The organism is Halomonas sp. BL6, assembly GCF_006228115.1.
In the GTDB taxonomy this organism is placed as follows: Bacteria; Pseudomonadota; Gammaproteobacteria; order Pseudomonadales; family Halomonadaceae; genus Vreelandella; species Vreelandella piezotolerans.
The window spans coordinates 421,143-438,857 of record NZ_VDGL01000001.1 but is presented as its reverse complement, the minus strand read 5'-3'; the positions used below and the strand labels follow the sequence as shown (position 1 = coordinate 438,857).

15 protein-coding genes are annotated in these 17,715 nt (G+C 56.3%); 7 read left to right on the top strand and 8 right to left on the bottom strand.

Annotated features, from left to right (window positions below):
• The first annotated feature begins 32 nt into the window (after positions 1–32).
• From FHJ80_RS02010 to FHJ80_RS02000, 3 genes are all read left to right on the top strand, one after another.
• Positions 33–422 carry a (deoxy)nucleoside triphosphate pyrophosphohydrolase gene (locus FHJ80_RS02010; RefSeq protein WP_139525384.1) on the top strand — a complete coding sequence of 130 codons (390 nt, stop codon included), beginning with the start codon at positions 33–35 and terminating at the stop codon, positions 420–422.
• A gap of 73 nt (positions 423–495) precedes the next feature.
• Positions 496–1,227, top strand: coding sequence for an HNH endonuclease signature motif containing protein (locus tag FHJ80_RS02005; RefSeq protein WP_218013957.1), 732 nt, complete (start codon positions 496–498; stop codon positions 1,225–1,227).
• Between the two features lie 5 nt (positions 1,228–1,232).
• Positions 1,233–1,748 carry a PTS system mannose/fructose/sorbose family transporter subunit IID gene (locus tag FHJ80_RS02000; RefSeq protein WP_139525382.1) on the top strand — a complete coding sequence of 172 codons (516 nt, stop codon included), beginning with the start codon at positions 1,233–1,235 and terminating at the stop codon, positions 1,746–1,748.
• Here FHJ80_RS02000 and FHJ80_RS01995 read toward each other — a convergent pair.
• The gene (locus FHJ80_RS01995; protein ID WP_176558196.1) at positions 1,731–2,666 is read right to left on the bottom strand and encodes a site-specific integrase; all 936 of its coding nucleotides are present in this window, start codon (positions 2,664–2,666) and stop codon (positions 1,731–1,733) included. The two genes, FHJ80_RS02000 and FHJ80_RS01995, sit on opposite strands and share 18 nt — an antisense overlap.
• 250 nt (positions 2,667–2,916) lie before the next feature.
• Here FHJ80_RS01995 and dusA point away from each other — a divergent pair, with 250 nt between their 5' ends.
• On the top strand, positions 2,917–3,963 hold the full coding sequence (gene dusA, locus FHJ80_RS01990) for a tRNA dihydrouridine(20/20a) synthase DusA (RefSeq protein WP_139525380.1): 1,047 nt from the start codon (positions 2,917–2,919) through the stop codon (positions 3,961–3,963).
• A gap of 342 nt (positions 3,964–4,305) precedes the next feature.
• On the opposite strand, the gene FHJ80_RS01985 is transcribed toward dusA, so the two are convergent.
• On the bottom strand, positions 4,306–5,037 hold the full coding sequence (locus FHJ80_RS01985; RefSeq protein ID WP_139525379.1) for an SDR family oxidoreductase: 732 nt from the start codon (positions 5,035–5,037) through the stop codon (positions 4,306–4,308).
• A 159-nt stretch (positions 5,038–5,196) separates the two neighbouring features.
• On the opposite strand from FHJ80_RS01985, the gene FHJ80_RS01980 reads away from it, so the two are divergent.
• Positions 5,197–6,081: an AraC family transcriptional regulator gene (locus FHJ80_RS01980; protein WP_153842313.1), complete on the top strand. Its 885-nt coding sequence runs from the start codon at positions 5,197–5,199 to the stop codon at positions 6,079–6,081.
• 113 nt (positions 6,082–6,194) lie between these two features.
• Here FHJ80_RS01980 and FHJ80_RS01975 read toward each other — a convergent pair whose 3' ends face one another.
• Both FHJ80_RS01975 and FHJ80_RS01970 read right to left on the bottom strand, forming a co-directional pair.
• Positions 6,195–7,649 carry a catalase gene (locus FHJ80_RS01975; protein WP_139525377.1) on the bottom strand — a complete coding sequence of 485 codons (1,455 nt, stop codon included), beginning with the start codon at positions 7,647–7,649 and terminating at the stop codon, positions 6,195–6,197.
• A gap of 182 nt (positions 7,650–7,831) precedes the next feature.
• On the bottom strand, positions 7,832–8,863 hold the full coding sequence (locus FHJ80_RS01970; protein WP_139525376.1) for a succinylglutamate desuccinylase/aspartoacylase family protein: 1,032 nt from the start codon (positions 8,861–8,863) through the stop codon (positions 7,832–7,834).
• 243 nt (positions 8,864–9,106) lie between these two features.
• Between FHJ80_RS01970 and FHJ80_RS01965 the strand changes: the two genes are divergently transcribed.
• Together FHJ80_RS01965 and FHJ80_RS01960 are read left to right on the top strand one after the other, a co-directional pair.
• A complete protein-coding gene (locus FHJ80_RS01965) occupies positions 9,107–9,718 on the top strand; it encodes a TetR family transcriptional regulator (protein ID WP_139525375.1) in 612 nt (203 codons plus the stop codon).
• Between the two features lie 70 nt (positions 9,719–9,788).
• Positions 9,789–10,712 carry an alpha/beta fold hydrolase gene (locus tag FHJ80_RS01960; protein WP_139525374.1) on the top strand — a complete coding sequence of 308 codons (924 nt, stop codon included), beginning with the start codon at positions 9,789–9,791 and terminating at the stop codon, positions 10,710–10,712.
• A 9-nt stretch (positions 10,713–10,721) separates the two neighbouring features.
• Here the strand turns inward: FHJ80_RS01960 and FHJ80_RS01955 are convergent, their stop codons facing one another.
• From FHJ80_RS01955 to FHJ80_RS01940, 4 genes are all read right to left on the bottom strand, one after another.
• Complete coding sequence (locus FHJ80_RS01955; RefSeq protein WP_139525373.1) at positions 10,722–11,396, bottom strand: hypothetical protein; 675 nt, start codon at positions 11,394–11,396, stop codon at positions 10,722–10,724.
• Between the two features lie 211 nt (positions 11,397–11,607).
• Positions 11,608–14,796 carry an efflux RND transporter permease subunit gene (locus FHJ80_RS01950; RefSeq protein WP_139525372.1) on the bottom strand — a complete coding sequence of 1,063 codons (3,189 nt, stop codon included), beginning with the start codon at positions 14,794–14,796 and terminating at the stop codon, positions 11,608–11,610.
• A complete protein-coding gene (locus tag FHJ80_RS01945; protein ID WP_139525371.1) occupies positions 14,796–16,064 on the bottom strand; it encodes an efflux RND transporter periplasmic adaptor subunit in 1,269 nt (422 codons plus the stop codon). Before FHJ80_RS01945 ends, FHJ80_RS01950 begins: the two co-directional genes overlap by 1 nt.
• A 65-nt stretch (positions 16,065–16,129) precedes the next feature.
• Positions 16,130–17,599, bottom strand: a complete 1,470-nt coding sequence (locus FHJ80_RS01940) for a TolC family outer membrane protein (RefSeq protein ID WP_139525370.1) — start codon at positions 17,597–17,599, stop codon at positions 16,130–16,132.
• Positions 17,600–17,715: the final 116 nt, after the last annotated feature.

Here is a 17,715-nt window from a genome sequence, read left to right as displayed (position 1 = left end):
TAACCCTTTTATGGAAGATAGGTGGGTGCGCTTTGAAAAATGTTGCCGCGGCGCTTGCGATCGCAAACGGCCAAATCATGTTGACGCGAAGGGCGCCTGGGCAACAGCTCGAAGGCTTCTGGGAATTCCCCGGAGGTAAGGTAGAACCAGGCGAAACTGTCTACCAGTGCATTGAGCGGGAAATCAAAGAGGAGCTCAATCTAACATGCGTGGCTGAGCGCATTTTTCAGGAAAGCGTGTACGAGTATCCAGGCGGTGCGATTAACCTCATTGGCGTTCTCGTGACCGTCACTGGAGAGCCTGTACTACACGTACACGACTCCCTCACATGGGCGCCACTCACCGATCTGCTCAACTACAAACTGGCCCCTGCTGACATCCCGATCGCCAAGGAATTGATTAGTACTTATGGACTCGATTAGCTCGCTTAAGCCCGGCACCGTTCTCGATAACCAAGAGCTATGCTCAATTTTTCAATGCAGCCCACAAGGAGGCATGCGCCGATCGCTTAAAACGAACACCCTGGTGATCGTCACCAACCACGTTGCTTCGATTTATGACGATCAGTGGCACGGTGACACTATCCACTACACGGGGATGGGCCAAACGGGCGACATGAGCCTGAGCTTCAATCAGAACAAAACGCTCAATGAAAGCCCGGAAAATGGCGTTTCGGTACACCTTTTCGAAGTCTTCAAGGATAAGCAATATACCTACACTGGTGAGGTCATTCGTGTTGCACCAGCTTATCAAGCAACTCAGCCTGACTCCCTTGGCAACCAACGTAGCGTTTGGCTCTTTCCGTTAAAACTGAAGGACGCCAAAGCCGTGACCGTGGATGAGGAAGCCGCGCGCGAGCTGTTTGAGCAGAAAGAGCGTAAGGCTCGCAAACTGTCAGACGCTGAATTGCGAAAGCGTGCGGAGAATGCACCTGCGCAGTTAGGCAAGCGCACAGGCCAAACCACCATCATCTCGCGATCCCCTTACATCGCTGCTTATGCGAAACGTCGAGCCAACGGCCATTGCGAGCTTTGCAAACAACCCGCCCCATTTGAAACTCAAAAGGGCGAGCCCTACCTGGAATGCCATCACATCGAATGGTTGGCCAAAGGCGGTGATGACTCGATAGAGAATACTGTGGCGCTATGCCCAAATTGTCACAGGAAGATGCATGCACTGAATCTTTCAGGTGACATTGCATTACTCCAAAGAGTTGCCGGAAGCTGACGTGCATGGCTTTAAAAAATGTTGCAGGTGGAGCATTAATAACCGTATTGGCTATAGCTGCTATTTTTCAGTGGCCAGGACTCATAACCGCTCTGGCCATCCTTGTAACGGCAATTTGCTGTTGGTTGATACTAAAAGGGCATAAAGAAGTAGCTATAATTATTTTCTCTATCGCCACTTTTGGCTCTTTGGCCAGTGCCTTTGGTACTTTTGTAAGCGAAGAAGAGTCCAGGTCCAGCAATACCGATATGTCTCTGAGCTCGCTAATCATCACTCACTGCCCACCCCATGCTAAATGGCTAGGCGGCGAAATATTGGCCAGTTGTCACCTTGAGCAGCAAGGAGCACTGGCCAAGCTGACTTTCGATAGTTTCGGGGCTGTGCATTTTGGTCCTTTTACTTCACTTGCTATTGCTCCAGCTACCCAACAAGCGCCTTTCGCAGGTAAGTGTGACGAGGCTGTACAAAAGCTATGGGAGGCTTGCCCCGAAGTCGCTGAGGTCTTAACGGAGAACCAGTGACTCAGGCCTAAGATGCGTATACCGCTTTAGCACATCCCAACTCTCATGAAGCGTAAACTGCTGCACCTCCACGATCTCATAACCAGCCTCGAACAGCCTCGACGTTGCCTCATGGCGCAGATCGTGAAAGTGCAGATCCTCAATCCCTTTAGCAGCCGTCGCAGCCCGAAAGCGAGTGCCAATCGATTTAGCACCGTAGGGAAAAATGCGCGGCTCGCCTTTCGCCCTGGGCTGTCGCTGAATAATGGCCATCGCTTCATGGGTGAGCTTGAAACGCTTGTGGTTGCCCCACTTTTGGCGTGGGTGCTTGGCGTCACGCACCCAGCAGGTCATGGCCGTTTCATTCAAGTCATCCCAGGTGAGTCGAGTGATCTCCTCCTGGCGGCGTGAAGAGGCTATCGCAAAGTCCATGATGTCTTCCATGGGAATGATCGCGCTCGGCCGGATCTTCTGCGAGCGCTGGAAGTAAGCACGGAGCTGCTCGATTTCCTCCAACGTCGGCCGCCGATCTCGGGATGCTGGGCGAGATATTAGCCCTTTGCTACGCAGCAATAGCTTGGCCGACTCGAACTCGTTCAGATCCACCGGCATACGCCAGGCAGCCACCGCTGTTTTTAAAATGATACCCAGCCAGGTGATATCCTGCGCCGTCGTGGATGGCTTTACCCCGCTACGGCGCCGCATTTGTGCATGATCGATAATCTGCTCGCTGCTGAGCTCGGTGATTTTGACGCGGGCGATGGGGAAGCGCCGAAGCTGCTCGATCGTGGCCCGCTTACTGCGGCCTGCCCCGTCGGCAAACTCATGCAGGTAGCGCTCGATCGCATCGTGTAGAATCACGCCTTTCCACTTAGCGGTCAGCACGCCACCTGGGGCTGCCAGCTCCAGCTCCCGGCGCTTCGCCCACTCTACGGCCATCGACTTCTTAGGGAATGTTTTAGACTCTGAGTAGTCAGGTTGACCAGTGCGCGCAATGCGAATACGCGCTAGGTATGAGAAACTGCCGTCCCTTTTCGGACGCTTCACGATCGTCGCCATCACTGCCTCGAAATGTGACAAATGAATGTGCCACGAAGTGCCAAAAATGTGACACCTATTTGCTAAAAACGTGGCAAAGACACTGTAAATATGAACAGTTATGAATGATACCACAAACGCGCAAACCCGCATGAAGTCTGGCACCGCACGCCCGGAGCTGGATAGAACTTTCTCCGTCGCCCCCATGATGGATTGGACGACCCGAGATTACCGCGCCTTCGCGCGCACGCTGACCAAGCGGGCGCTGCTATATACCGAGATGGTGACGACTGGGGCGGTGTTGCATGGTTCTCCCCGGGAGCGCTTTCTGGGTTATAGCGAGGTGGAGCATCCGATTGCACTGCAGTTGGGGGGCAGCGATGCGGGGGAACTGGCGGAGTGCGCGGCGATTGCGCAGGCGTGGGGTTATGATGAGGTCAATCTGAACGTTGGCTGCCCCAGCGACCGGGTACAGAACAACATGATTGGCGCGTGTCTGATGGGCCACCCAGAGAAAGTAGCGGCGGCGGTGAAAGCCATGCAGGCGGCGGTGTCGATTCCGGTCACGGTGAAGTGCCGCATCGGCATCAATGATCAGGATGAAGATACAGATTTAGCACGATTTATCGATATCTTGGCCTCGGCGGGCTGTGAGGTGTTTACCGTACACGCCCGCAAGGCGTGGCTGCAGGGGCTGTCGCCGAAAGAGAATCGCGATATTCCGCCGCTGAATTATCCCCGCGTGCACCGGCTGAAGCAGAGCTATCCTGAGCTGCACATCGGCATCAACGGCGGCATTAAAACGCTTGGAGAGTGCCAAGCGCAGCTTGAGCACGTAGATAGCGTGATGGTAGGTCGTGAGGCGTACCAAAACCCGTGGTTACTGGCGAGTGTGGATAAGCAGATTTTTGGGAAGTCTGGCCCTGCGCGTACGCGATTGGAAGCAGCCACGGCGTTTCGCCCGTACATTCAGCAGCGGCTGGATGAAGGGGCCAAGCTGAATCATATCACTCGGCATCTGCTTGGGCTGTTTCAGGGCTGTCCTGGCGGGCGTCGGTTCCGTCGCCACCTGTCGGAGCATGCGCACAAAGAGGGTGCAGGCTTACGTTTGTTTGATGATGCGCTCGGCTTGGTTCGCGAGCCTAAGTTTGAAGCGGAGTCTATCGAAGAGCATAAGACCAGCCAGCTTTTGTTCTAACACATCCAGGGGAGTTGAAACCTGCAGCGCTAAATCGTGCGCCGCCTCTGTAGGCTCGATACCTCGGGCTTTTCGTTCAAACAGCGCCACACCTAATTGATGGTGCTAACCTCATCGTCGCAGTGGCAAATTTTGACGGTAAGCCGTGGGATATTTTGGCTAAAGGCGCCTCTTTCGTGTAAGCCTTGCCAATAAGTTCAGTACTAACGTTGCTAGCTACCGGCGCTGATGAATGCGCAGCGTGAGCAAAAACGGCTGCAGCACCTCTCGAAGAAGACCCCGGTGCGCAGCTCAACTGCGCGGCCGGGGTTTTAATTTACCGGTTGCGTAAACAGATAAACCTTAGTAGCCAGATTGCGTTGGCTGAATAATTATTTCATCGATATTTACATCATCCGGTTGCACTATGGCGTAGGCAATGGCATTTGCTATCGCGTCAGGCTTCAGCGCTACCTGACGAAAATCTTCCAGCCAGGCTTTAGTTGCGGTGTCTGTGGTGGTGTGCGCCAACTCGCTTTCGACTACACCCGGCGAAATAGTGGTAACCCTGACTTTTTTTGTTTCCATCCGCAGACCATCGGAGATAGCACGTACTGCAAACTTAGTTCCGCAGTACACTGCAGCTGTCGGAAATACACTGTGGGCAGCTATAGACGCAGTATTGATTATATGCCCGCCACGCTGCTCCATCACGCTGAGCACAGACTCAATGCCGTTTAATACCCCTTTAATGTTCACGTCTATCATTCGGTTCCACTCATCTGCTTTCAGCGCCGCCATGGGTGACAGCGGCATTAAGCCAGCGTTGTTCACCAAAACATCAACCGGGCCGAACTCTTCGCTGACAGCCGCCACTACCGCCTTAAAGTTATCGCGTGATGTGACATCAAGCGTATAAGCTTTCGCCTTACCACCTGCTTGCTTAATTCTCTGAGTTAATGCTTCAAGCCGATCAGTACGGCGCGCTGCTACCAGCACGGTGTGCCCGGCGTTAGCTAATATTTCAGCGGTGGCTTCACCAATACCGCTGCTGGCACCGGTGACCAGAACAACTCTAGGTTTGATAGCGCTCATAACAAAATCCTTTGTAAATAAAGAAAATAATGCTGCTTTTATACGGGCTAACCCGATGCCTGTTATGTTAAAAGCATGAAGGACTGTTATGGATACCCAAAAATACGCTATGATTGCCTGATTATCCAACCTAAGTCAGAGGGGGGGGGGGGTGGAGAGATGATTCACAGTACTCTGAAACGACAACTGTTGCCGCTGGTCCAGCAAGTTGCCGTTAATGAAGGGCTAAACAGCACCGCTTTACCTAATGTATTTTGTTACAAAGTTCGCAGCTCTCAGGTCACGATGCCAGCGGTGTATGAACCCTGTCTATGTATTATCGTGCAGGGCCGCAAAAACGTAATGCTTGGCACCGATATACTAAGTTATGGCGAACTGGAGTTTCTGGTGGCCTCGGTCGACTTACCCATTCTTGGTACCGTGGTAGAAGCATCAGAGCAGCAGCCGTATTATGTTATCCAGATTAATATTGATGTCAGGATACTGTCAGAATTACTGCTACAGATGGAACATTTGGCCGTTGCAAACCGCAAAGCCGAAAGTGGATTGTTTATCGGCCAGGTTGACCCACAAATGGGCGATAGCCTGCTGCGTTTATTAACATTAATGCAAGTGACAGACGATATTCCGGTACTTGGCGAAAGCCTAGTCCGCGAGATGCACTATCGTATGCTGCGTAGCAACTACGGCAAAGAAATTGCTCAGATCTCATTAAAAGGCACGCCAACTCAGCGCATTTCGGTTTCTATTCAAAAATTACGCCGGGACTACGATCAAACCGTCACCATAGAGGAACTGGCGGCGATGGCTGGAATGAGCGTGTCGTCTTTTCATGCCCATTTTAAAGCGGTAACCAACATGAGTCCGTTGCAGTTTCAGAAGTCAGTCCGGTTGGTCGAAGCGCGTAGTTTGATGATTGCGCAGCATTTGGATGCGGCCAGCACAGCATATAAGGTAGGTTACGAAAGCCCCTCGCAGTTCAGCCGCGAATATGCACGCATGTTTGGCAACCCGCCAGCACGTGATATTGCCAGGATTAGGTAATAGCCAAGTATTAGGGGAAATAAATCAGACATGCTAAATGGTGCCCGGGCCAATGGGCTGACAGTTTAGCTAACGCCCAACGATGTTATCGTTGGGCGTTGTCGTTTACGGGGCTACTGCGCGCGAACGCCTTGCTCGATACGCTCGCCCACCTCTTGGTCGATGTTGCGCCAATACTCAAACGCGCGCTCCAACACCGGCTCGGTGACGCCACCGGAAAGGTGCCCCACCACGTTGGAAACCAACCGGTCACGCTGGGCATCGTCCATCACCTCACGCACCAGGGTGTGCGCTTGGCTCCAGTCGTCGTCATCTTTGCGCAGCGTGTACGCGGCGCGTACGAATTGCCCATCCGTCGACCACACCGCATCTTCCGGGTAGCGCTGCCCATCTGCTTTGGGGCCGCCTTTGCTATTGGGGGTGTAGACAGGATCAGTGGCGTGGCGAATGCGCATGGCGCCACCCTGACCATAGCTATGCACAGGGCATTTGGGGGTATTCACGGGGATATGCTTGTAGTTTACCCCTAACCGTGCGCGGTGGGCATCCGCATAGGAAATGGAGCGAGCCAGCAGCATTTTATCCGGCGACAGCCCGGTGCCGGGCACCATGTTGTTGGGTTCGAACGCGGCCTGCTCGATTTCGCTATGGAAATCGGTAGGGTTACGGTCGAGCGTCAGTTTACCCACTTCGATCAAGGGGTAATCTTTGTGTGACCACACTTTGGTAAGATCGAAGGGATTAACGCGATAGATCTTGGCATCCTCGAACGGCATGATCTGCATGTGCAACGTCCAGGTGGGGTAATCGCCGCGCTTGATGGCCTCGAACAGGTCGCGGCGGTGGTAATCCGCATCGCTACCGGCCATCTGGTCGGCCTGCTCTTGAGTCATGCATTTGATGCCTTGATCGGTTTTGAAGTGGTACTTCACCCAGAACCGTTCGCCCTCATCGTTTACCCACATATAGGTGTGGCTGGAGTAGCCGTTCATGTGCCGCCAGGTGGCGGGAACGCCGCGGTCGCCCATGAGCCAAGCCACTTGGTGAGCAGATTCAGGCACCAGCGTCCAAAAATCCCACTGCATGTCGTGATCGCGCAGGCCATTATCGGCGCGGCGCTTTTGAGAATGGATGAAGTGCTGGAACTTCATTGGGTCGCGTACAAAGAACACGGGGGTGTTGTTACCCACCATGTCGAAGTTACCTTCTTCGGTGTAGAACTTGATCGAGAAGCCGCGCGGATCGCGCCATGTATCCGGGCTACCGCTCTCCCCTGCTACGGTGGAAAAGCGAATGAGGACATCGGTCTTCGTGCCTGGCTGCAGAAATTTTGCTTTGGTGTATTGGCTAACGTCTTGAGTGACTTCGAAGTGACCAAAAGCGCCACTGCCTTTCGCATGGGGCTGCCGGTCGGGAATCATTTCCCGGTTAAACGCCGCCATTTGCTCCATCAGGTAGTGATCGTGCATCACGATCGGACCATCCGCGCCTACCGACAGCGAATGCTCATCGCTCGCTACCGGAATACCTGCTTCATTGGTGGTGGGATGCTGGCTACCACTACTCATTGCTCTTCCTCCTTGTCACACTCGACATGGCACGGTCTGTACCACTGGAAATCACCGCTACTGCTTTTTAACGTAAGCTAAAACGGCATCCACACAGGTATAGTCAACAAGCCAGCATCGCGCCATCCATGGCGCTGGTTATAGGGCTATTGCTTTAATAGCTGTTAACTATCGAGGTAACGTCAATACAGCGCGTCTGGTGGAGGCGTCAGGCTGGACTGAAAGCTTTCGATGGCCGTCTCGGCTTCTTCGATCTCATCGAAACGGGCAATGTGGTAAAGCGCCTCTCCTTCGTTGGCAAGCGGTAAGCGGCTCATGCCGATGACGATGCCGTCCGCCATGGCGCGCACTTCGTCTTCATCGTTGCCGAATGGATCTGCCACTTTGCCAAGCACCTCGCCTTTGGCCACTCGCGCCCCCAAGCGCACCTTGGGGCGCAAGATGCCGTCGATGGGTGCGCGCGCCCAGCTTGAGCCATTGGCCAGTTCGGCCGGAGCCGGGGCACGGCGACGCTGCTCGCCTGTGAGCATGCCCAAGCGGCGCATGACGCGCAGCACGCCTTGCACCCCTGGGACAATGGCCCATTCATCGAAGCGCAGCGCTTCACCCGCCTCATAGGTGAGCACCGGAATACCGCGGCTTTGGGCGTAATGACGCAGGCTGCCTTCGCGTAGTTCCGCATTCAAAATAACCGGCGCACCAAAGGCGTCTGCCATGCGCTCGGTTTCGCTGCCCGTACTTAGCTGTGCACGGATTTGCGGCAAGTTCGTGCGGTGAATGGCGCCGGTATGCAGGTCAATGATATGGGTGGCGTGATCGACGATCTCATCGCGAAACAGCGCCGCGATTCGGCCGCCCAGCGAACCTTTTTCGCTACCAGGGAAACAGCGGTTCAAGTCGCGACGGTCAGGCAGGTAACGCGTCTGTTGGAGAAAGCCGAAAACATTGACCACCGGCACCGCAATCAGCGTACCACGCAGGCTATTGATCGTCTTCGAGCGCAGCAAACGGCGGACGATCTCCACACCATTGATCTCATCGCCATGAATCCCTCCACACACTAACATTACCGGCCCCTCTTTGCGGCCATGAACCACTTCGACCGGAATATGCAGCGGCGTATGGGTATACAGGCGCGCCACCGGCACGTCGATCTGTAAACGTTGCCCAGGCATCACGGTATGCCCAGCTAGGGAGAAAGGAGCTCGCGCCATGGCCATTCCTTATACATGCAGGGAGACATAGCCTGATACGCCATTTCTAAGTGGCACCAGGGCTTTGAAAGGTTTTAAAACAGTGTTTTAAAATGAAATCATATCCGTTTTCAACCATTAAGTAACGTGCTTGATAACCTAGATTATCAACTTATACCCATTATCCATACAGTTTTGAATGTAAAAAGGCACCACATCAGATAAAATAACGCCATTGTGTATCGAGAGTGAGGTAATGGTTTCATGGCAAGAAAAACCAAAGCGGAGGCTGCTGCAACTCGCGAAGCGCTGTTGGATGCTGCTGAAGAGGTGTTTTTCGCAAAAGGCGTTGCGCGCACGTCATTGGAGCAAATTGCTCGCCATGCTGGCCTTACCCGAGGTGCCGTTTATTGGCACTTCAAAAACAAGGGTGACCTCTTCATGGCGCTGGTACAGCGGGTGCGCATGCCATTTCAGTCGTTGATGGAAGAGGTCAATAACGCCGACCCCACGGTGTCACCACTCGATGCCATCCGTCTTGCCTGCCATGCGGGCCTGAACCGTTTGGAGCAGCCCTCTCACCAGCGCATCCTATCGATTCTGCTGCATCGCTGTGAGTTCTTTAGCGACATCAATCCCATCGAAATGCAGGATGAAATTGCCGAAGAATGCTTCGACGAGATGCTTCTGGTGTTTCAGCTCGCCCAACAGCAGCAGCTATTACGCGATGATATAACACCGGAGATTGCCACGAGGCTCATGCAGGCTACTCTTGGCGGCCTGTTTCACGACTGGCTACGTAATCCCGATGCGTTTTCCCTACGCGAGCGCGGCGGAGAGTTGATTGACGCTTTAATGGCCATGCTCCACCGCTGAGGTGACTCCCCTCTCTGTTGCACTGCAGCAAATCGCCTATACTGGAGCTATCTCATGAAAGGAGCCCAGTATGGATGCTTTGGAATTTATCCGCGTGCGCGAGTTGGACGTGGCCGTACGCATTTGGAACCCAAAAGCAACGCGCACTCTGATCGCTTGGCACGGGCTTGCCCGCCACGGCGGTGACTTCGCCGCCCTGGCGAGAGAGCTGGGCAGCGAGTGGCGCATCATCGCCCCAGACACTCCGGGTCGCGGACTCTCCAGCTGGTCGCTGTTTCCCGCCCATGACTATCTCTACAGTCACTACATCACCATTGCCGTTGCGTTGCTGGATCATTACGAGCTCGATCAGGTGGACTGGCTGGGGACGTCCATGGGCGGCCTGCTGGGCATGTTGATCGCAGCAGACGCACAGCACCGCTCGCGCATTTCACGGCTGATACTCAACGACGTGGGGCCCGAGCTGAATAAAGAGGGGCTGATCGCCTTGTCGAGCTACTTTGGCGTGACGCATCGGTTCAACAACTTTGCCGACTTAAAAGCAGAACTTACCCAGCATTACGCCAGTTTTGGTATCACCTGCGAGGAGGAGTGGCGAGAGCTGGCCTTGAACAGCGCTCGCCGCCTGCCCGACGGCAGTTGGACCTACCACTTCGACCCGCGTATCGGCGAACAGTTTATCCACGACACACCCAGAGACACCTGGGCCGACTGGGCCAACATTCGCTGCCCGCTGATGGTGATTCGCGGAGAGACATCGACCCTATTGGATGCCGAGACGCTACCCAAGATGGCCGAGGTCCAGCCTACCTTGACGACCTTGACCGTCACAGGATGCGGCCACGCTCCGATGCTCAACACGCCCGAACAGGTTACGCCCATACGCCACTTCCTCGACGCGCCTGCACGCACACATCGCGAACGTGCCGCCACCGCTGCGCCCACCCTATTGAGCTGGCTGACGAGACAGTGGCAGCGCTGGTTTCATCGCTGAAGGCAGCCGTTAGGTGGAGTATCCGTTAGGATGCTGCTTGTGCTGCAAACGAAGCTTATTGATACGCACCCGTGTATCCAGATAGTGCTGCTCTAGCACGCTGCGGTATGCCCCTTCCTTGGCTAGATACTTCACCAACACACGGCGTTCACCCGGCTGCGGGCAGTCCCCGGCTTTACAGTGCAATATGACCGTACTGTTGGGCTCATTGAGCAGCGTAGCGCTGGCAGATTCGTCGTTTTGGCGCTCTGCCACCACGACGGTAGCGCCCAGCAGACAGCGACGTTTGAAGGGTTGGTAACGGTGCAGCGCACGCTGCAGCGCATGGCATAAAGCGGCAGCGATGGGGGAAGCTACCGCGAGCGCAGCCCACACGACCAACACCCCGACCGGCACCCTGAGCAATCCAAGCGGCATCCATCGCAGAGCGAGCAGCTCGACGGCTAGTGATAACGCACCGGCAATGAGCATCAAGAAGCTGAGCGCCAGCGTCGCGGGTACCCCGGCAAACCCAAGCGAGACCAAGGTGCTGGCCATATGATCATCGCGTAAGCTGTCGCGCTCGAAAAGCTCTAGAGGGGCTAGTCGAATGAGTACCAGCAGCCAGTAGAGCGCCATTAGCGCCAGCAAAAAACTAAACACGACGGTAGGAAACTGCAGCGCAGCAGAGATAAGCGTTTGCATGGCGTGTCCTCCTCTGGGCGTACCCAGTCTTGTTTGCGCCTGACCCACGCTCTGATTATTGGCGTTTATTAGTACAAGCTAAAAACGGGGTCACTACTAGCGTAGCTCATCTCATTGGCTTATGAAGCGCCAGGGTCGAGGGGCAATCGGATCGGTGGCAAAAAAACGGGCGCCCTGAAAAGGGCGCCCGTCGTCAGTCAAGCCAGATACATTAACCGTTATCGTGGCCAAGTTCCGCCTGCGATTGGCGGTTGCCGTTCGGATGGCGCTTACGATAGAGCCAATCCGAGACCGACGCGATCATGGCGTAGAAACTGGGAATGAAGAGACTTCCCAACACCGCCACGGAGGCCATACCCACCGCTACCGTAGTACCAATGTGGTGACTGCTCACGTCACTGGCACCGGTGGCCAGCGCCAACGGTAACGTGCCGAAAATGAACGCCAATGAGGTCATGACGATCGGACGGAAGCGCAGCTCTGCTGCGGTCACCGCAGCTTCACGAATCGACTTACCCTGCTCTTTACGCTGCAGCTCGGCAAACTCGACGATCAAGATGGCGTTCTTCGCCGCCAGGCCGACCACCACCAGCATGCCGATCTGCACGTAGACACTGGTATCCAATCCGCGTAGCACGATACCCGCGATGCCGCCCAGGAAGGCGAAAGGTGTAGCGGTGAGAACCGCCAACGGCAACGACCAGCTTTCGTACTGTGCCGCCAGAATCAAGAACACCATCAAGATACCGAACACGATGGCCAGCGTGGCGGTATTACCCAGGTTGGACTCCTGATACGCCGTTCCGGTCCAGCCCATGCCCCAGTTATCGCCCAGCGTCTCTTGCACCACTTCTTCCATGGCCTCGATGGCTTGGGCCGAGCTGTAGCCGGGTGCCGGGTTACCCTGGAATTGCGCCCCCGCGTAGACCCCAAAACGCGACACCACCGCAGGTCCCGTTTGACGCTCTAGCGTGACGAACTCAGAGAGTGGAATACGCTCGCCATTACCGCCGCGCACGTAGACGTTGTTGACGTCTTCCGGTGTTTTACGGAACTCGTCCTCGTTCTGTAAGTACACCTGGAAGTTGCGGTTTTGGTAGCTAAAGTAATTCACAAACCCATTACCAAAGGTGTTCGCCAGCGCCGAATTGATGTTCTCCAGCGCAACGCCGTAGCTGAGCGCTTTTTGCTGGTCGATCTCCGCCCGGTACGAAGGCACGTTCACGTTGAACGTGGTGAACACACGGTTCAGCACCGGGTGCTGGTTCGCCGCCTGCATGATTTGCAACGAAGCTTCATACAGCTCCCGCGTGGACGCTCCGTCGAACGACTGCAAATAGCCGGTGAAGCCACCGGTCGTGGAAAGCCCCATGATCGGCGGCACGTTGAAGGCCATCGCCGAACCGCCATCGATACTGGCACCCAGTTGCATGATGCGGCCGACCAGTTCGTTAGCGGTGAGTTCACGCTCTGCCCATGGCTTCATGTTGATGAACATGATGCCGCGTGCGGTATTCACCGCACTGGAGAGAATGTCGTAACCCGCCACAGCTGAGGAGTACTCGACACCAGGGATGGCTTCGATCTGCTCGCTCAACTCGGCCATGTACGCTTGAGTACGACTCAGCGAGGCCGCATCCGGCAAAGAGATACTTGCCAAGACGATCCCCTGGTCGGTTTCTGGCACCAGCGTCGAGGGCGTATTGGCGTAGAGCCAATAAGAGCCTGCGCCCACCGCCACGGTCAACGCCAGCGCCAGCACCCAGAAACGCACCAGCTTCTTCACCACCCACATGTACACCGCGGTGAAGCCCGCAAAGAAGCGGTCGAACAGCCGCAGCGGCGTGGTAATGGCACGCTTGAACGCCGATTGCTTGGTTTTGTGCAAGTTGTGCTTGATGAAGATCGCCGACAGGGCGGGGGTGAAGGTCAACGCCATCAGCGCCGACAGCGCCACCGAGATGGCTACGGTAATCGCGAACTGCTGATAGATCTGCCCGGTGAAGCCTCCCAAGAAAGCGACCGGTACGAATACCGCCGCCATGATCAGCGAGGTCGCAATGACCGGCCCACCGACTTCCTTCATGGCTCGGATCGTCGCCTCACGAACGCTGATGTCGTCCTCTTCGCTAAGAACCCTCTCGACGTTCTCGACCACCAGTATGGCGTCATCCACCACGATGCCTATCGACAGCACCAGGGCAAATAGCGTCAGCAGGTTGATCGAGAAATCGAACAGATAAAAGCCTGCGAAGGTACCGATCACCGACACCGGCACCACCGACATGGCGATCACGGTAAAGCGCCAGTTCTGCAGGAAGATGAACAGGATCACGATGACGATCAGAAACGCTTCGATGAACGTCTTGATCACCGTTTCTACCGAGGCATCGATGAACAGCGTCGTATCGTAGGGAGTGACGTACTCGAGCCCTGGCGGGAACCGCCCGGCCAGCTCTTCCATGGTGGCACGCACCGCCTCGGCGGTTTCCAGCGCGTTGGCCCCCGGCTGCTGATTGATGATGATCGGCGTCATGGCGTCGCCGTTCAATCGTGCGTCGACGCCATAGAACGAGGCGCCCAGTTCGATACGCGCTACGTCTTGTAGGCGCAGCGACGAGCCATCGGGGTTGGTGCGAAGGAAAATCTCACGGAAATCATCGGTGCTAGTGAGTCGTCCACCGGCGGTGATCGTGTAAGTATAGGCGCGCGGGTCGCTTTGCGGCGTCGCGGCCAGGTTACCAGCGGGAATTTCGGTGTTCTGAGCACGAATGGCGCTAGCCACTTCGCTGGGCGTGAGGTCGTATTGCGCCAGCTTGTCGGGGTCCATCCATATCCGCATGGCGAACTCACCGCCGCCGAGCACCTCGGCGTTACCCACCCCTGGCACTTGGCGAAGCTCATCCAGAATGTTGAGCGTGGCGTAGTTCTGCATGTAGATCTTATCGTAATCCCCGCTTTGCGAGGTCAGCGCCACCAGCATCAAAATGGAGTCTGAGCGCAGTTCGACGGTGACCCCCTGGGACTGCACGGCCTCCGGTAGCTGCGATAGCGCCCCCTGCACACGGTTGTTGACGTTGATCGTGTTGATATCGCCATCCGTGCCGATATTGAACGCTACACTCAGACTCATGGTGCCGTTATCGGCGCTATTGGAGGTCATGTAGAGCATGTCCTCGACGCCGTTAATCGCCTCGGCGAGCGGGGCCGCCACCGTTTGCGCTACGGTTTCGGCATCCGCCCCTGGAAACTGGGCCTGTACCGATACCGTGGGCGGCACCACGCTGGGGTACTGCTCGATCGGCAGGACCCGCATGGCCATCACACCTACCAGCGTGACGATGATTGCCAGTACCGTGGCAAAAATCGGACGACTGATAAAGAAGTTAGAGAAATTCATTATTGCGCGCCCTCTTCCCCTTCAGCAGCGGGTTGCGCGCCGTCGGCTTGCTGCATTGCCTCAGCGGCTTGCGCTTCTTCCTGGGCATCTTCCTGCATCGCTTCTTCCACTACCTCAGTCGCGCTGCCGCTAAACGGCTGAGGATCGATCAAGACCCCCGCTTCCAGACCGGCAGGATCACCGACGACCACGCGATCACCAGGCTCCAGACCATCGCGGATGATTTGCCATGGGCCTGCGACTTCACCCAACTGAACGGTGCGCTCCCGGGCTTTGTTCTCGTCATCCAGCACGTATACCAAAGGCCCCATCAAGCCTTGCGTGACGGCAATTTCTGGCACGGCCAGCACGCCGAAGCGCTTCAAGCCTTCGATACGCACGCGCACGAATTGGCCTGGCAGCACTGCGCCATCGGGATTGGCAAAGGTCGCCGAGGCCTGCACGGTGCTGGTGCCGGTATCCACGCGGGAACCGAGGAAGTCCAGGCGACCTTCCAGCTCGCTGCCTTCGCTACCATCCAACCCAGGCACCCGCAGGCGAGCGGTGATTTGGGAAGCATCGCCGTCGCTGCCGAGCTGGCGACGCAGCTCGAAGGCATCACGCTGGGGCAACTGGAAGCGCACTTCCAGCGGATCCAGCGGCGTGATCGTGGCAAGCTCGGTGCCCGACGTCACCAAGTTGCCGACGTTGATCTGGCTCAAGCTGATCATGCCGGATACCGGTGCCGTCACGTTGGAGTAGCCTAAGTCCAGGTTGGCGCTGGTCAGTGCCGCCTCCGCCTGGGCAACGTTGGCCTGCGCCACGCGCTGCTCGGCAAGCGCTTGATCGTACTGCTGGCGGCTAACGGAGTTTTGGCTCAGCAGCTGCTCGAAACGCTGAGCATCGCGCTGGGCACGGGCCAGCTCGGCGCGGGCGCTTTGCAGGTCGGCTTCCCGCTGGTTGACGGTCGCCTGATACAGATCGGGCTCGATGGTATACAGACGATCGCCCTGCTCGACCATTTGACCAGGTTCGAAGTGGCGCTCTTCCAAAAAGCCGCTGACGCGTGCCACGAGCGTCACTTCACTATCGCTGCGCAACAGCGAGGGGTAGGATTTATCCAGCGGTATGTCCCGACGCGCTATCTCAGTGACCTCCACCGGGTGGGGCGGCGCTTCCTGCTGCTGGCTTTGCTGCTCTTGTGGCTGCTCCTGGCCACACGCCGTGAGCGCTAACGCGGCGATCAGCGTCACTAGACTCGCTCTACCTGAGTGAATCACTCTTTTCATGCGTCGAATTCCCATTCATTTTTCTAAACATTGACCGACCGCCAAGAAGGCATGCGCAGCGTACGTCAAGCACCTGGAGTGGGCGGTGCACCAATATCCATTGCACGCTGATACGCGTCGGGCTCATTGCTTTCCGGTAGAATAAAGTGGATGTCCTCGCCGGTGAGCCACGCGTTCACTTCTTCGATGGCCTCGACATCGAGCAGCCCTGCCTGCTGACGCAGCGACAGCAGATTCACGACATAGTCGTAACGCGCCTCGGCATAATTGGCGATGGCGTTATAGAGGTTTTGCTCGGCATTGAGCACGTCGACGATATTGCGCGTACCCACTTCGTAACCCGCGCGGGTCGCTTCCAGCGCGCTGCGGTTGGACACGATGGCCTGCTGGCGCGCTTCGACCGTTTCGACGTTGTTGCTGACCTGGGTATAGAGCGAGCGAACCTGTTGAATCGTAGTGCGGCGCTGAGACTCGAAGTCGTACTGGCTGCTCTCCAATTGGAAAGTGCCTTGTCGAATGCTGGCGCTGGTGCTGCCACCGGTATAGATCGGCACGTTCGCCGAAACACCGACCTGAGCGGAAGTGTCGTAACCGCTCACTAATTCGCTGTCGCTGTCGGCGTACTGATAGTTGGCGAACGCTTGCACGGTGGGCAAACGACCAGCACGGGCCAGCTCTACTCCCACACGAGAAACTTCGATACCCGCCTGCTGGGCAAGTACCTGGGGGTTGCGCTCCAGTGACTGTTCGACCCAGTAATCACGGTCGGTGGGCGTCGGCAGCGCGATGGGCATACTATCGCCCAGGGCTTCGATGCTGGCATAACGCTGGCCGGTAAGCTGCTCCAGCACTTCAAACGCTACTTGCAGGTTGCTCTCGGCAGCAATGCGATCGGCGCGAGATTGATCGAAGCTCGCCCGCGCCTCCTCGACTTCGGTAATCGCAATCAAACCGACCTCGAACTGCTCACGGGCCTGCTCTAGCTGACGGCCGATAGCACGCTCCTGCGCTAACCGTGCTTCCAACACTTCATGAGCGCGTAGAATATCGAAGTAGGCACTGGCCACATCGATCAACAGCTGCTGCTCGGTGGCGGCCAGCAGATAGACCTGCTGATCGATCTGACGCTCTGCCTGAGTGACTTCCTGCCGTGTCACCGCATTGAATAGAGCCTGGGTGGCTTCTAACGTCAAAGAGACCGTGTTGTAGCTATCGTCACTGACGCCGACACCCGCATTAGCCCCTGCTCCGGTACCGGCACCACGGGCCGAGCCTTGACTCTCGAACTGCTCGTTATGCACAGCGCTGCCAGAGGCGTTCACTTGAGGCAGCAGTCCACCGCGGGCGACGTCACGCGCCGCTTCGACGCTTGAAAACTCAGACCGCGCAGAGGCCAGAGCCGCATTGTTATTCAGCGCGTCACGGGTAATGGTCACCAAATCGGCCGCTTGGGCGGGCGCGATAAAGGACGCCGTGAGTACTGCCAACAATAGGGGGCGGAAGGGGGCATTGACTGCCCAGTGTGCTAGTCGCATGGGATTGCCTCTAGGTGTCAACGTAAGACGGCGCAGCAGAGCACCATTATGAAAGAGTGGCATTATAGTTACATTCATGTATGTATGCTAGACTTGAAGTTGCCTGATTTGTGTGT